A 16,114-nucleotide genomic window follows, 5' to 3' on the forward strand; every position below is an offset into this window, starting at 1 on the left:
GTATTATAATCTTTGTGACTTGGGCTTGTTAAAAGTCTTTTGTCTGATAACGATGTTCCGCTGTAACACAAATGGTTTGCATGAGCGTCTTGGGAGGAGTTGAAAACGATGCATAAATTAATTCAAGAAATCACTCAAGAACAACTTCGTTCGGATCTACCTGAATTCCGTCCTGGGGATACTGTACGTGTACACGTTAGTATCGTAGAGGGAACTCGTGAGCGTATCCAAGTATACGAAGGAGTTGTGATTAAGCGTCGTGGTGGTGGAATTAGCGAAACTTTCACAGTTCGTAAGATTTCTTACGGTGTAGGCGTAGAGCGTACATTCCCTGTACACACACCTAAAATTGCGAAGCTTGAAGTAATTCGTCGCGGTAAAGTCCGTCGTGCGAAACTTTACTACCTACGTAACCTACGTGGTAAAAAAGCTCGTATTAAAGAAATTCGATAATCGGTTTAACAAAAGGGATGTAAGTTCAACTTATGTTACCTTAGTTAAAATGAAGAAAGGAGAGCTTGTATTTTTACAAGCTCTTTTTCTATACATATTTCTCATTTCTGATATGATAATAACATACTTATAGGCTGTTTTTTCAGCATTGGTAGGGTGAAGAAGCAGTTTGATTCTACTAAATCAAACAATAGTTCATTGTATAGTTGCATCGTCTACTTCTTTTATGTATAAAATAAGAGTATGTCAATAATCGAGAGAATAAAACGCAACTGTATAAGTGGCTATGCTTTTAAAAGAGAAAGAATGGTGGGGAAACGATGGCTAAGAAGAAAAGTGAATTATGGGAATGGACAAAGGCATTAGTTGTCGCCGTCTTGCTAGCAGCAATTATTAGATATTTTCTTTTTGCACCGATAGTGGTAGACGGATTATCGATGATGCCGACACTGCATGATCAAGACCGAATGATTGTTAATAAATTCAGTTATAAAATTGGAGAGCCTGATCGGTTCGATATCATTGTTTTTCATGCACCAGAAAATAAAGATTATATTAAAAGGGTCATTGGTTTACCTGGAGACAAAATTGAATATAAGGATGATACATTATACGTAAATGGGGAACCTTATGAGGAGCCATATCTTGACGAGTATAAGCAACAAGTAGCTGATGGTCCATTAACAGAGCCATTTACGCTAGAGGAGAAAATCGGCCAAGAAACAGTGCCTGAGGGCCATTTGTTTGTGATGGGTGATAATCGCCGCTTTAGTAAAGATAGCCGTCATATTGGCCCAGTTCCTATGGAAGATGTATTAGGAACTGCTGGAATTATTTATTGGCCGATTGAGGATATTAGATTAATTAAGTAGATTTGAATGAATGATAACATCTAAAACACAATATGGCGCTTAAGGTGATTGCATGATTTCTCTTAACTTAAAGGATGAGTTTATCCTTTTCCTTAAACAAGCGCCATGATTGTGTTTTTTTAGTACGTAGTAGGTAATTTAAATGTTTAATAAAGCGTAAGTTTGAAATGTGAATTTAAAGGTGATGATACGTAATGACAATACAATGGTTTCCAGGACATATGGCGAAAGCTAGACGAGAAGTAACAGAGAAGTTAAAATTAGTCGATATTATTTTTGAATTGGTTGATGCAAGGATTCCTCTATCTTCACGCAATCCAATGATTGAACAGATAATTCAACAAAAGCCTAGATTAGTATTGCTTAATAAAGCAGATATGGCCGATCCTATCCTAACGAAACAGTGGATTGAATATTTTAAAAGCAAAGGATTAACCGCAATTAGTATTAATTCACAAGATGGTCAGGGTATGAAGGATATTACTCTAGCAGCCAAACAATTACTTCAAGAGAAATTCGACAAGCAAAAAGCAAAGGGAATAAGGCCGCGAGCCATTCGAGCAATGATAGTTGGCATACCTAATGCAGGTAAGTCAACCTTAATTAACCGCCTGGCGAAGAAGAATATCGCTAAAACAGGTAATAAGCCTGGTGTCACGAAGGCACAAAGTTGGATTAAAGTTGGAAAAGAGATGGAGCTACTTGACACGCCAGGGATTTTATGGCCGAAATTCGAAGATCAAGAAATTGGTTTAAAGCTTGCATTAACTGGTGCGATTAAAGATACGATCTTAAATCTACAAGATATTGCTGTTTATGCTCTGAGATTTATGACAGAACACTACCCAGAGAAGTTAGTTGAAAGGTATCAATTAAATGAGCTTCCTGAAGAAATCGTAGAACTATTTGATGAAATTGGCCAAAAAAGAGGCTGCTTAGTGAGCGGTGGTACAGTTGATTATGATAAGGTGACAGAGTTAATCATTAGAGAGTTCCGCTCAGAAAAATTTGGTCGCTTAACATTAGAAAGTCCGAAAGATATAATAGAAGAAGAGTAATGTGTTCATGAACGGAAAGAAGAATATAGTAAGTACATTATCCGATTATAAAGGTCTTAATCATAGGCCTTTATTTTTTCGTCCATAAACGCAAATGTTTAAGAATTTGACCAATCTGTCGATGAAATAGGAGAGTGCAGATATGAAATCGATTAAAGAAATAGAGCAATTATTAAAAAATAGTGATAGAGAAGATGACTACATAAAAACATTAAGATTAGATGAAAGAAAAGGTGTGCAAAAAGCATTAGGACGATGGGAAAAGCAAATAGAAAAACGAGAAGCCTTACTAGAGAAGTACGAGCTTATGCAAAAATATGAAAAGCTATTTAATAGGGAAGGTTATCGGTTGATCGCCGGTATAGATGAGGTAGGGCGAGGACCGTTAGCTGGACCAGTTGTAGCCGCCGCCGTTATTTTACCTGAGAACATTCAGCTTCTAGGTATTGATGATTCAAAAAAACTCTCTGAAGAGAGACGTTTGTATTATTATGAAAGAATTATGGAGGAAGCAACTGCTGTTTCAACATGTATGATTGATCATCATGAGATTGATACAATGAATATTTTAGAGGCATCGAAAAAAGCGATGATACATGCGGTAAATAGTTTGCATACTCAACCTGATTTTTTGCTTATTGATGCCGTTAAACTACCCACACCCTACCCGAGTGAATCAATTATAAAGGGTGATAGCAAAAGTATTAGTATTGCTGCTGCATCGGTTGTAGCAAAAGTAGAACGTGACAGGTTGATGAAAGATTATGATCAACAATATCCTGACTATGGATTTGCGAAAAATATGGGCTACGGTACAAAGGAACATTTACGTGCAATTGAAGAAAAAGGAATATCGCCCATTCATCGCCGTAGCTTTGCTCCAGTTAAAGATTTTCTAATTGACAATAGAAGGTGATAAGGTTGGTGAAAGTGAATGAATTAACGCAGGTTTCCAAAGATCAAATAAAAAACCAGCCACTCATGTTACGGCCGGGACAATTGTTAAAGGGCAAAGTTGTAAAGGTGAACGAGGAAAACATGGCTGAAATTCAAATAGGGGCTCAGAAGATTTATGCGAAAACCTCAATCAATCTTATTAACAATAGTGATATTTGGTTTGTGGTGCAAAAGAATGGTGAGGGAGTTAACTTACAAATTATCGATGAAAATCAACTTTTAAAAGGCATATCGCCCCAAGCGATTCTACAAACGATGGGTATAAATGCTACACAAGAAAAGGTTGAGCTCCTTAAATGGTTTCAAAGTCGAGAGATCCCACTTACTCAATCACTTGTAAAATCATTTATTCATTGGATGACAGGGGATACAAAACAAGATATCGCTGTGTTTAAAACACTTCTAGATAGACGATTACCATTAACTAAAGAAGTTTTCAACGCCGTACATAGCATGAAAAATGAGCCAACAATCACGTTCGCAATAAACAATCTTCAACATAAGCTTACGCCCTATCTCAATAACGAAACAGCTCAAACACTTGATAACCTTTTAAATAAATTTAACCATCTTTTCAATGATAAAATGTTAACAAGTTTAATGGATGGCTGGCTGAAAAATAGCGTTCAAGCAAAAGAAAGTTTCTCCTTGCTACAAAAGTTAGGTGTATTTTCGTCGAAAAGCAGTGAAGCACAAATCATTCAGCAACTGTTATATACCAGTTCAGGTGAAAAAAATAAAGCAATATTAACTCTTTTACAAAATATACAAAGCGGGGGATTACAAAAACAAACGGCCCCTTTTTTGCTCACATTAACAAAATTAAATCATGCTTTTTCATATACATGGGAGAGTGGGACTAATTTACAGGCTAGCATAAAAAGTGGAGAAATTACATTGCCTTTAAATGCTAACCAGCTAACAAGTTTAATAAAGGATGGTCTGGCGAAATTATATGACCATCCGTCCACCCCCATGAAGCAAACCTCATTAGCACTTGTAGATGTTTATTCACGTATGCAAGAACAACTTCAAGTGCTAGAAAACACAAATAAAAACGCTTTTTCAAAAGCGCAACAACTTTTGTATAATATTGCAGAAGAAAACAGGCAACAATTACATAACCCAGTGATGATAAAGAGTGAACTTAAGCACATATTAGCTATATTCGGTTTAACTTATGAACAGCAACTTAATGAAAGACAGCCAATTAACATTCAGGCGATTAAACCACTCATTTTACAGTTGATCAAAGAAATTCAGCAACCTGCACTCACCGAAGCTGCTAAAGAGTTATTAAATAAAATCACTGGGATGCAGTTACTTTCACATGATACAAATGGACTCTCACACTTTGCCCTGCAGTTGCCATTTCCACTAAGCCCATTCAGTAAACTCCTTTCAATGCAGTGGTCAAGTAAAAGGAAAAAGAATGGAGAAATTGATCCAAGTTTCTGTCGGGTGCTATTTCATTTAAATATGGAAACATTGGGTGAGACTTATATAAAGTTGCAGATTCAAAACAGAGTAATTACGATGAATATTTCAACTGAAAACAAAGAACTGCTCCCAGATACGCAGCCTTATGAGGAGCTGATTAAACGTAAATTAAACGAAACGAATTATCAATTAACACAAATTAATTTTTCCGAAATAACAAGTAAAGTGGAAGAGGATAAGAAGGATAAGGCGAATATATTACAAATTACAGGTGTGGATATGCGAATATGAATGGACAAAACGCTAAACAAGCAGTTGCCTTAACTTACTCAGAAAAGATGGATGCACCGGTCGTTTCTGCAAAGGGAAAAGGGCTTATTGCAGAAAATATAATAACTGTTGCACAACAGCATGAATTACCGATCCAAGAAGACCCTTCTTTAGTGGAGTTACTAGGAAAATTAAATATGAATGAAAAGATACCTGAAGAGCTGTATCAAGTAGTCGCGGAAGTTTTCGCGTTTATTTATCAAGTAGACAAAAAGGCGAAAGACGGAGAAGTGCGAAATAATGGCGTCCGTTCACTGAATCAACAATAATACTTTTTGACCCATTCAAGTAAAGAGAATTGTAATTAATCATCTTTTTGAAAAGGCGAAGTAGTTGAAACAATAATATTTTTTTGAAATAGAAAAAATGCGATGAGATAAAGGCTTAAAGCACTTTTTTTGAATAAGTATTGAATCAGCTGATTGAATATTTCAGCTAATACAGTAGACAACTTTTGTCACATTATATAAAATGTAAACGCAGTCTAATTTTTTGAAGAGTTAGTTAGGAGGATGGGAAATGAATATACATGAGTATCAAGGAAAAGAAGTCCTCAGACAATACGGGGTTGCAGTACCAAATGGTAAAGTAGCATTCACTGTTGAAGAAGCAGTAGAAGCCGCAAAAGAATTAGGTACTGACGTTTGTGTTGTAAAGGCGCAAATCCATGCAGGTGGACGTGGAAAAGCTGGCGGAGTAAAAGTAGCTAAAAACTTGGAAGAAGTGCGTACATATGCTGAAGAAATTCTAGGTAAAACGCTTGTTACTCACCAAACAGGACCAGAAGGAAAAGAAGTAAAACGTTTGCTTATTGAAGAAGGTTGCGACATTCAAAAAGAATATTATGTTGGACTAGTTTTAGACCGTGCAACTTCTCGTGTAACGCTAATGGCTTCTGAAGAAGGCGGAACAGAAATTGAAGAAGTAGCAGAAGCTACTCCAGAGAAAATCTTTAAAGAAGAAATTGATCCAGTTGTTGGATTAACAGCGTTCCAAGCACGTCGTATTGCTTTTAATATTAATATCCCTACAAAGCTTGTAAACCAAGCTGTTAAATTTATGATGGGTCTTTATCAAGCATATGTAGAAAAAGATTGTTCAATTGCTGAAATAAACCCATTAGTTGTAACAGGGGACGGTAAAGTAATGGCCCTTGATGCAAAATTAAACTTCGATAGCAACGCATTATATCGTCGTAAAGACATTTTAGAAATGCGTGATTTAGAGGAAGAAGATACAAAAGAAATTGAAGCTTCTAAATATGACTTAAGCTATATCGCACTTGATGGTAACATTGGTTGTATGGTTAACGGTGCGGGCCTTGCTATGTCTACAATGGACATTATCAAGCATTATGGCGGCGATCCGGCAAACTTCCTTGATGTTGGGGGCGGTGCGACTGCTGAGAAAGTAACTGAAGCATTCAAAATTATCCTTTCTGATGAAAATGTTAAAGGTATTTTCGTTAATATCTTTGGCGGAATTATGAAATGTGATGTTATTGCTACAGGTGTTGTTGAAGCGGCTAAACAAGTTGGATTAGAAGTTCCTCTAGTTGTACGTTTAGAAGGTACAAATGTGGACTTAGGTAAGAAAATTCTTGCTGAATCTGATGTTGAAATCGTTGCAGCAGACTCTATGGCTGACGGAGCGCAAAAAATCGTATCACTTGTAGGATAAGACCTATAGGTAGATGACGAAAAAAAGTGATAATGGGCATCGTGCCTTAGTTATTATTTTTGAGATACGGAAATCAGGAAGGAGAAAAAAACATGAGCGTATTTATTAATAAAGATACAAAAGTGATTGTACAAGGAATTACCGGTTCAACTGCGCTATTCCATACAAAACAAATGCTTGAATATGGTACTAAAATTGTCGGCGGTGTGACTCCTGGTAAGGGTGGCATGGAAGTTGAAGGTGTACCTGTTTTTAATACTGTGAAAGAAGCTGTTGAAGCAACTGGTGCGACTGCATCTGTTATCTATGTTCCAGCACCTTTTGCTGCAGATTCAATCATGGAAGCAACTGATGCTGAATTAGATCTTGCTATCTGTATCACAGAACACATTCCAGTACTTGATATGGTGAAAGTGAAACGTTACATGGAAGGTAAGAAAACGCGTCTAGTTGGACCTAACTGTCCTGGTGTTATTACAGCAGATGAATGTAAAATTGGTATTATGCCAGGATACATTCATAAAAAAGGTCATGTGGGCGTAGTTTCACGTTCTGGTACATTAACTTATGAAGCAGTGCACCAATTATCAGAAGCTGGAATTGGACAAACAACTGCAGTAGGTATTGGTGGAGATCCTGTTAATGGTACAAACTTCATCGATGTACTAAAAGAGTTTAATAATGACCCTGAAACTTATGCAGTTATCATGATTGGTGAAATCGGTGGTACTGCAGAAGAAGAAGCTGCTGAGTGGGTAAAAGCGAACATGACTAAGCCTGTTGTTGGCTTTATTGGTGGTCGTACAGCGCCTCCAGGAAAACGTATGGGCCATGCTGGTGCGATTATTTCTGGTGGTAAAGGAACAGCTGATGAAAAAATCCGTGTAATGAATGAATGCGGAATACAAGTAGCTGATACACCTTCAGTAATGGGTGAAACACTTATTAAAGTGTTAAAAGAAACTGATCTTTATGATAAATGTAAAACGCATTAATTAATAGATGAAGTCCCCTTTATAAAGAAGGGGACTTTATTAAATAAAATAATTTTCTTAAAATTTAGAAAAAGGAGTGTGTTCTTATGAATGATTTGATGACAACTAAACTACTCGCTCTCCATCATTGTCAATCTGTATCGTGGAAAACGTTATATCAAATTGTAAAAGCAGATCCCACCCTTTCCTCCATCTCTTTTCAGCGACCAAAACCTCTCCCTTATTTTCACTTCCTAACTGCAAATACGAGAAATAAAATTAATGATGAGATGCTTACCTTAAACATGGAAGAGCTACTTTCACAATATGTGAACAATGACATACAAATCATTTCTATTATGGATGAAAATTATCCTAAGCTTTTGAGGGAAACGTATCAGCCACCTTGGTTTCTCTATGCAAAAGGAGACTTGTCGTTACTAAATATGAAACCAATTCTTTCTGTTGTCGGAAGTCGAAATATGACTGAATACGGGGCGAGAGTAATCGAAGAAATTTTTCCCACACTCATAAAAAGAGGATTTATTATCGCAAGTGGTTTAGCAAAAGGAGTAGATGCCCATGCTCATAAGGTAGCTATGCACTTGAGTGGGCATACGATTGGTGTATTGGGAAGTGGATTTTTTAATATGTATCCAACAAGTAACCGCCATTTATTTCAGCAAATGTCTCGTAATCATCTTGTGTTATCAGAGTACCCACCGCATACAAAAGCGGAAAGATGGCATTTTCCAATGAGAAATCGCATAATTAGTGGTATTAGCCGTGCGACTTTAGTCATTGAGGCAAAAAGGAAAAGCGGTTCTCTTATTACTGCTAACTTTGCTGTTCAAGAAGGTAGAGATGTGTTTGCGGTACCAGGAGGCATTCTTTCCCCTTTTTTCTCCGGAACGAATGAACTGATTCAAAATGGTGCGAAATTAATACTTTCAGCGGAAGATATTATAGAAGAGCTGGTATATTAGGGGCAAAAATCATAAATTTTACAGGAATTTTTATGAAAAAGGTTGAAATTATTGAAAAACTGTTATACATTTTGCTTCAGAAGTTTGTTTGTATGACAACAAATGGAGAGGCGATAGTAGCGGTTTAGATTTGACAAAGCTAAATAAATTGATTAATAATAGTGGATATTTCGAAGAACAAATATGATTGAGCATTTAAATAGGTAGAAAATGGTCAATAAATAACAATAAACATTTATCTAAAATGAAAGAAACAGCGGGTTTAGCAAATTTATTCCCTCTTGAGGAGGACAACTGGATGTCAGATTTTCTAGTAATCGTAGAATCCCCAGCTAAAGCAAAAACAATAGAAAGATACTTGGGGAAAAAATATAAAGTGAAAGCATCCATGGGGCATGTAAGGGATTTACCTAAGAGCCAGACGGGTGTAGATGTTGAAAATAATTATGAACCAAAATATATAACGATTCGAGGTAAGGGACCAGTACTAAAAGAGTTAAAAACAGCTGCAAAAAAAGCGAAGAAAATTTATCTCGCAGCTGACCCCGATCGCGAAGGGGAAGCAATTGCATGGCATTTGGCGCATAGCTTAGATATGGATATTGATTCAAAATGCCGTGTTGTATTTAATGAAATCACAAAAGATGCCATTAAAGAATCTTTTAAACATCCAAGAGCGATTAATATGGATTTAGTTGATGCCCAGCAAGCAAGAAGAATGCTAGATAGGTTAGTGGGCTATAATATTAGTCCACTACTATGGAAAAAGGTTAAAAAGGGGCTTAGCGCCGGTCGTGTACAATCAATTGCCGTTCGTTTAATCCTTGATAGAGAAAAGGAAATTAACAAATTCGAGCCAGAAGAATATTGGAGCATAGATGGAGAATTTGTCAAAGGTAAATCTACGTTTGATGCAAGCTTTTTTGCTCTAAATGGTAAAAAGTTTGAGTTGAAATCTGAAGAAGATGTGCAATCCGTTTTAAAAGAGTTAAAGAATAATGAGTTTGAAGTAACAGATGTAACGAAAAAGGAGAGAAAGAGAAATCCTGCAGTTCCTTTTACTACATCTTCTCTTCAACAGGAAGCAGCAAGAAAATTAAATTTCCGTGCAAAGAAAACAATGATGCTTGCTCAGCAGCTTTACGAAGGTATTGATTTGGGAAAAGAAGGTACAATTGGATTAATTACTTATATGAGAACGGATTCTACGAGAGTATCTGAAGTTGCTCAAAGTGAAGCAGTGGATTATATTACAAACCATTATGGCAAAGAGTATTTGCCAGCATCAAAAAGAAAAGAAAAGAAAAACGCTAATGCTCAAGATGCACATGAAGCCATCCGACCTACCAGTATATTAAGGGAACCGAATTCGCTGAAAGAGCATCTTTCAAGAGATCAGCTTCGTTTATATCGTTTAATCTGGGAACGTTTTACTGCTAGTCAAATGGCTCCTGCCATAATGGATACAATGAGTGTTGATTTAATCAACGGTCAAGTGACCTTTAGAGCAAACGGTTCAAAGATTAAATTCCCTGGGTTTATGAAAGTATATGTCGAAGGAACAGATGATCAGACGGAAGAAAAATCTAATATGCTTCCTAATTTAAAAGTGGGAGATAAAGTCGTTAAGAAGGATATCGAACCGAAACAACACTTTACGCAACCCCCTCCAAGATATACAGAAGCAAGGTTAGTCAAAACGCTTGAAGAACTAGGTATAGGTAGACCTTCAACTTTTGCACCGACGCTAGATACCATTCAGAAGCGCGGCTATGTCACATTAGATAATAAACGTTTTGTGCCAACTGAATTAGGAGAAGTCGTTTCCGTACTATTAATGGAGTTTTTCCCTGAGATATTAGATGTGGAATTTACTGCAAAAATGGAACAAGATCTGGATTATATTGAAGAGGGAAAAGAAAATTGGGTTAAAATTATTGATGAGTTTTATCAAGGTTTTGAAAAACGTTTAGAAGTAGCAGAGAAAGAAATGCAGGAAATAGAAATTAAAGACGAACCTGCGGGTGAAGATTGTGAACAATGTGGAAGCCCGATGGTATACAAAATGGGACGGTATGGCAAGTTTATGGCTTGCAGTAACTTTCCAGAGTGCCGCAATACAAAGGCAATTGTGAAGGAAATCGGTGTGAAATGCCCTACTTGTAAAGAAGGTAATATCATTGAGAGAAAAAGTAAAAAACGCCGTATCTTTTATGGTTGTGACCGCTACCCTGAGTGTGAGTTTATTTCATGGGATAAGCCGATAGCAAGAAGCTGTCCAAAATGTGAATCACTACTTGTTGAGAAAAAACTGAAAAAGGGTGTACAAGTACAGTGTGTTGAATGTGACTATAAAGAAGAGAAACAAGGATAAATTGAAGTGAGTAACGGTTTGCCCATTTCTAATAAAAAAGTATAGAGAGACACAGAAACGAACAATTATTAATTATTTACATTAATTGTTCGTTTTGTTTTATATTTAAAGGCGTTTTTTGTCAAAAAAAGATTAGAAGGAGTATTTTCTAGGGGGGATAGGAGTTAACTGAATGGAGTGATGTGAATGTGAAAGTAAAGAAAAAATCGTCATTGCTATTTTATAAAATTACTAACTATTAAATCTCGTTTAACTGTTCTATATCAGCAATGATGAATGATGGAATCAAAAAACAATTTGAAGTTTTTGTGAATAGTAAAAGATGAAATGTTATCAAATGAGATGATAAAAATGCGATTGAAGTGGTAAAAATGGTTAAGAGGCTGAAAGCAATAACATCATGTATTATTTGAAAAAACATTAAAATCACACAGTGGATGGACAAATGATGTTCTAAGATGGACAACGGTTAAAAAAATACTTTATGCTTTCAAATTTTTTTGTAATATTGTACAATGCAATTTGGGATTAAAAGATTACACTCGTTTATGATTTAGTTAAAACGAACAATTAAATGAATGATATAAATTATTTTACAATAAGTAAGGAGAATTAAATAATGACTGAACAGGTAGTAAACGTAGTTGGGGCTGGGTTAGCTGGAAGTGAAGCCGCTTGGCAAATTGCTAAACGAGGCATTCAAGTACGCTTATATGAAATGAGACCAGTTAGACAAACAGCAGCTCACCATACAGATAAATTTGCTGAATTAGTTTGTAGTAATTCTTTAAGAGCCAACAATTTAACGAATGCTGTAGGTGTATTAAAAGAAGAAATGAGACAACTAGATTCTGTAATTATTTCTTCAGCAGATGATAGTGCGGTTCCTGCAGGTGGTGCTTTAGCTGTTGACCGCCATGACTTCGCTGCAAGGGTAACTGAAGCAGTGAAGAATCATCCGAATGTGACAGTAATAAATGAGGAAGTAACGGATATTCCTGAAGGGATTACTGTTATTGCGACAGGCCCATTAACAAGTGAATTACTTTCTGAGAAACTACGTGAACTGTCTGGGGAAGATTATCTTTATTTTTATGATGCAGCGGCACCAATTATCGAAAAAGATTCCATTAATATGGATAAAGTCTATTTGAAATCTCGATATGATAAAGGGGAAGCAGCTTATTTAAATTGTCCGATGAACGAGGAAGAGTTCAATGTTTTTTACGAAGCGTTAATTAATGCTGAAACTGTGCCGCTAAAAGAATTTGAGAAAGAAATCTTTTTTGAAGGTTGTATGCCTATCGAAGTTATGGCATCTCGTGGGAAGAAAACAATGCTCTTTGGACCGATGAAACCTGTTGGTTTAGAGGATCCTAAAACAGGGAAGAGGCCATATGCTGTTGTCCAATTACGTCAAGATGATGCAGCAGGTACACTATACAATATTGTTGGATTCCAAACGCATCTAAAATGGGGGCCACAAAAAGAGGTACTTCGTTTAATACCAGGCTTAGAAAATGCTGAAATTGTAAGATACGGTGTTATGCATAGAAATACTTTTATTAATTCTCCTAAAGTGCTTAAATCAACTTATCAATTTAAGAATAGAGAATCTTTATTCTTTGCTGGGCAAATGACTGGCGTAGAAGGGTATGTTGAATCAGCTGCTAGTGGGTTAATTGCAGGGATTAATGCTGCCCGTCTTGTGAAGGGCCAAGAAACAGTAGAGTTTCCGATTGAGACTGCTATTGGGAGTATGGCAAGATATATTGCTAACGCCAATCCAAAGAATTTCCAGCCTATGAATGCCAATTTTGGTTTATTCCCAGAGTTAGAAAAAAGAATTAAAGGTAAGCAGGAGAGAAATGAACAACATGCTAATCGAGCATTAGAGACAATTCAGAACTTTGTGAAAAATATGTAAATTTTCTTGCGTGGGTTCCTTAAATATGATAGTATGATGAAGCCCTTGTGAGGTGAGTACAAAAAATGAGCGAAAATGTGAACATTTCTTTAAAGTTATTTATCGAATATTTACAAATCGAAAAGAATTATTCACAATATACAATTGAGCATTATCAGACGGATATAAAAGGATTTTTTATGTTCATGGCTGAACAAGGTTTGAAAAAGTTAAATGATGTCGAATATATGGATGTTCGATTATTTCTAACAAAGCTTTATCAAGAAGGTTTAGCTCGAAAGACAATTGCTCGTAAAATTTCCTGCTTAAGAAGCTTTTTTAAGTTATTGGTACGAGAAGGTATGGTTAATGATAATCCTTTCCAATTAACATCCATCCCAAAAGGTGATAAAAGACTGCCGCAGTTTTTTTATGAAGAAGAGATGGAACAACTCTTTAATAGTGTAGAGGTAGATACAGCACTTGGCCAAAGGAATATGGCGATTTTAGAAGTGATGTATGCAACAGGCATAAGGGTAGCTGAATGTGCTTCTATACAGCTAAGTGATATTGATTTGGATATTTCCGTAATTCTTATTCATGGAAAAGGGAAAAAAGATCGATACATACCATTCGGAAGCTTTGCTCACGATGCTCTTTTAAAATATTGTCATGATGGACGTCTAAAACTCCAAAAAGAGAAGAGCAACCATTTATTTTTAAACCACCGTGGTGGCGCATTAACTGACCGCGGTATAAGAGGTATATTAAATAAATTGATTGAAAAGTCGTCTCTAGAAGGTGGCATCCATCCCCATAAGATTAGGCATTCATTTGCTACACATTTAATGTCAAATGGGGCTGATATGAGAACAGTTCAAGAGCTTTTAGGTCATGCTTTTCTTTCATCAACGCAAATTTACACACATGTTACACCTGATTACTTGAAAAAGACATATAATCAGTATCATCCTAGAGCATAGATTTTAAAGAAGTTTAACTATATGATGGATAAACGAATAGTCATACTCATATATAGTCTATAGTGGATTATTAACATACTCCAAAAGGAGGAATAAACATGTCACAATTTCATGCAACAACAATTTTTGCAGTACAACACAATGGCGAATATGCAATGGCTGGAGATGGACAGGTTACATTTGGTGAATCGGTTGTCATGAAGCATACTGCAAGAAAGGTAAGAAAGCTTGCAAATGGCAAAGTGATTGCCGGATTTGCAGGGTCTGTTGCCGACGCATTTACTTTATTCGAGAAGTTCGAAGGAAAGCTTGAAGAATATAATGGTAACTTGCAGAGAGCGGCTGTAGAGCTTGCTAAAGAGTGGAGAAGCGATAAGGTTCTTCGGAAACTTGAAGCGCTTTTAATTGTTATGAATAAAGACGGTTTATTGCTCGTATCAGGAACAGGTGAAGTCATTGAACCTGACGATGGTGTACTAGCAATCGGTTCAGGTGGTAACTATGCATTAGCAGCAGGTCGATCTTTAAAGAGATTTGCAGGTGAACATTTAACAGCTCGGGAAATTGCAAAAGCTTCGCTTGAAATGGCTGCAGAAATTTGTGTATATACTAACCACAATATTATTGTGGAAGAACTGTAAAACAAAGGAGTGCTAAAATGGTTAAAATGACAAGTTTAACACCCCGTCAAATTGTCGAAAGACTAGACCAGTTCATAATCGGTCAAAAAAATGCCAAGAAAGCTGTAGCAGTTGCATTAAGAAATAGATATCGTAGAAGCCTACTGCATGAAGAGCTTCGTGATGAAGTAAGTCCTAAGAATATTTTGATGATTGGACCAACAGGAGTTGGTAAAACTGAGATTGCAAGAAGGATTGCGAAATTAGTTGGTGCTCCATTTGTTAAGGTAGAGGCAACGAAATTCACTGAAGTGGGTTATGTAGGTAGAGATGTAGAATCTATGGTTAGAGATCTAGTTGAGACATCTGTGCGACTTGTGAAAGAAGAAAAGGTAGCAAGTGTGCAAGAAATAGCAGAGAAAAATGCTAATCGCCGAATTGTCGAATTGCTCGTACCTAGTAATAAAAAGTCCGCCAATTATAAGAACCCTTTAGAAATGTTTTTTGGTGGTGGGAATGATCAACAAGAGAGCGATCATGAGCAACAAGATGATCAGTCAATTCAGCAAAAGCGTAAAGTAGTGAAAACAAAGCTTGAAAATTTAGAGCTAGAAGATGAAATAATCACTGTTGAAATAGAAGAACAGCAGCCGTCTATGTTTGATATGCTCCAAGGTTCGGGTATGGAACAAATGGGGATGAATATGCAAGATGCACTTGGTGGATTAATGCCAAAGAAAAAGAAGAAGCGAAAACTTACAGTAAGCGAAGCTAGAAAAGTTTTAACGAACGAAGAAGCACAAAAGCTTATTGATATGGATGAAGTAGGTTCTGAAGCCATCTATAGAGCAGAACAATCTGGTATGATCTTTATCGATGAAATTGATAAAATCGCAAGTAAAAACTCAGGTGGCTCCTCAGCAGATGTTTCTCGCGAGGGTGTGCAAAGAGATATTCTTCCTGTCGTTGAAGGATCAACGGTTGTAACGAAATATGGTACAGTAAAAACCGATCATGTCTTATTCGTTGCAGCTGGAGCATTCCATACCGCTAAACCGTCTGATTTAATACCTGAATTGCAAGGACGTTTCCCGATTAGAGTCGAATTGACAAAATTAACTGTGGATGATTTTGTGAAAATATTAGTTGAGCCTGATAATGCCTTAATCAAACAATATCAAGCATTATTGGAAACAGAAGGTATACAAATTGAATTTTCTGACGATGCTATACGTAGGATTGCAGAATTTGCTTATGATGTAAATCAAAATACCGATAATATTGGAGCAAGACGATTGCAAACGATTATGGAAAAAATGCTTGAAGACCTTTCGTTTGAAGCGCCTGAGGTAACATTAGAGAAGATTGTGATTACGCCACAATATGTAGAAGAGAAGCTCGGGGAAATTTCTAAGAATAAAGATTTAAGTCAATTTATATTATAATCCTTATTTGATGAAATTTCATTGTACTCCTAATCA

Annotated in this window: 14 protein-coding genes; all 14 read left to right on the forward strand. The window is 36.4% G+C overall.

Features of this window, described 5'->3' with window-relative positions; translation table 11 throughout:
• The first annotated feature begins 108 nt into the window (after nucleotides 1–108).
• The 14 genes from rplS (at nucleotide 109) to hslU (ending at nucleotide 16,078) form a co-directional block, all read left to right on the forward strand.
• The gene (gene rplS / locus LG276_RS10115) at nucleotides 109–453 is read left to right on the forward strand and encodes a 50S ribosomal protein L19 (protein ID WP_095369549.1); all 345 of its coding nucleotides are present in this window, start codon (nucleotides 109–111) and stop codon (nucleotides 451–453) included.
• A 320-nt stretch (nucleotides 454–773) separates the two neighbouring features.
• Nucleotides 774–1,325 (forward strand): signal peptidase I, encoded by a 552-nt coding sequence (gene lepB / locus LG276_RS10120; RefSeq protein WP_095369548.1) that lies wholly within the window; start codon nucleotides 774–776, stop codon nucleotides 1,323–1,325.
• A gap of 194 nt (nucleotides 1,326–1,519) precedes the next feature.
• A complete protein-coding gene (ylqF, locus tag LG276_RS10125) occupies nucleotides 1,520–2,383 on the forward strand; it encodes a ribosome biogenesis GTPase YlqF (RefSeq protein WP_251161464.1) in 864 nt (287 codons plus the stop codon).
• Between the two features lie 142 nt (nucleotides 2,384–2,525).
• On the forward strand, nucleotides 2,526–3,299 hold the full coding sequence (locus tag LG276_RS10130; RefSeq protein ID WP_224938588.1) for a ribonuclease HII: 774 nt from the start codon (nucleotides 2,526–2,528) through the stop codon (nucleotides 3,297–3,299).
• Between the two features lie 8 nt (nucleotides 3,300–3,307).
• Nucleotides 3,308–5,071, forward strand: coding sequence for a hypothetical protein (locus LG276_RS10135; protein WP_251161465.1), 1,764 nt, complete (start codon nucleotides 3,308–3,310; stop codon nucleotides 5,069–5,071).
• The gene (locus LG276_RS10140; protein WP_224938590.1) at nucleotides 5,068–5,379 is read left to right on the forward strand and encodes an EscU/YscU/HrcU family type III secretion system export apparatus switch protein; all 312 of its coding nucleotides are present in this window, start codon (nucleotides 5,068–5,070) and stop codon (nucleotides 5,377–5,379) included. Before LG276_RS10135 ends, LG276_RS10140 begins: the two co-directional genes overlap by 4 nt.
• Nucleotides 5,380–5,629: 250 nt before the next feature.
• Nucleotides 5,630–6,790, forward strand: coding sequence for an ADP-forming succinate--CoA ligase subunit beta (sucC, locus tag LG276_RS10145; protein WP_095369543.1), 1,161 nt, complete (start codon nucleotides 5,630–5,632; stop codon nucleotides 6,788–6,790).
• Nucleotides 6,791–6,882: 92 nt separating this feature from the next.
• A complete protein-coding gene (sucD, locus tag LG276_RS10150) occupies nucleotides 6,883–7,785 on the forward strand; it encodes a succinate--CoA ligase subunit alpha (RefSeq protein ID WP_095369542.1) in 903 nt (300 codons plus the stop codon).
• 86 nt (nucleotides 7,786–7,871) lie between these two features.
• Complete coding sequence (dprA, locus tag LG276_RS10155) at nucleotides 7,872–8,750, forward strand: DNA-processing protein DprA (RefSeq protein WP_224938591.1); 879 nt, start codon at nucleotides 7,872–7,874, stop codon at nucleotides 8,748–8,750.
• Nucleotides 8,751–9,048: 298 nt separating this feature from the next.
• A complete protein-coding gene (gene topA, locus LG276_RS10160; RefSeq protein WP_224938592.1) occupies nucleotides 9,049–11,124 on the forward strand; it encodes a type I DNA topoisomerase in 2,076 nt (691 codons plus the stop codon).
• 619 nt (nucleotides 11,125–11,743) lie between these two features.
• Nucleotides 11,744–13,051, forward strand: a complete 1,308-nt coding sequence (trmFO, locus tag LG276_RS10165) for an FADH(2)-oxidizing methylenetetrahydrofolate--tRNA-(uracil(54)-C(5))-methyltransferase TrmFO (RefSeq protein WP_224938593.1) — start codon at nucleotides 11,744–11,746, stop codon at nucleotides 13,049–13,051.
• 65 nt (nucleotides 13,052–13,116) lie between these two features.
• Nucleotides 13,117–14,013, forward strand: a complete 897-nt coding sequence (gene xerC / locus LG276_RS10170; protein WP_095369539.1) for a tyrosine recombinase XerC — start codon at nucleotides 13,117–13,119, stop codon at nucleotides 14,011–14,013.
• Nucleotides 14,014–14,111: 98 nt separating this feature from the next.
• Nucleotides 14,112–14,654 (forward strand): ATP-dependent protease subunit HslV, encoded by a 543-nt coding sequence (hslV, locus tag LG276_RS10175; RefSeq protein WP_095369538.1) that lies wholly within the window; start codon nucleotides 14,112–14,114, stop codon nucleotides 14,652–14,654.
• Nucleotides 14,655–14,680: 26 nt separating this feature from the next.
• Nucleotides 14,681–16,078 carry an HslU--HslV peptidase ATPase subunit gene (gene hslU / locus LG276_RS10180; RefSeq protein WP_373370913.1) on the forward strand — a complete coding sequence of 466 codons (1,398 nt, stop codon included), beginning with the start codon at nucleotides 14,681–14,683 and terminating at the stop codon, nucleotides 16,076–16,078.
• Nucleotides 16,079–16,114 lie beyond the last annotated feature (36 nt).

The organism is Cytobacillus kochii (genome assembly GCF_044790165.1).
Classification (GTDB): Bacteria; Bacillota; Bacilli; order Bacillales; family Cytobacillaceae; genus Cytobacillus; species Cytobacillus kochii.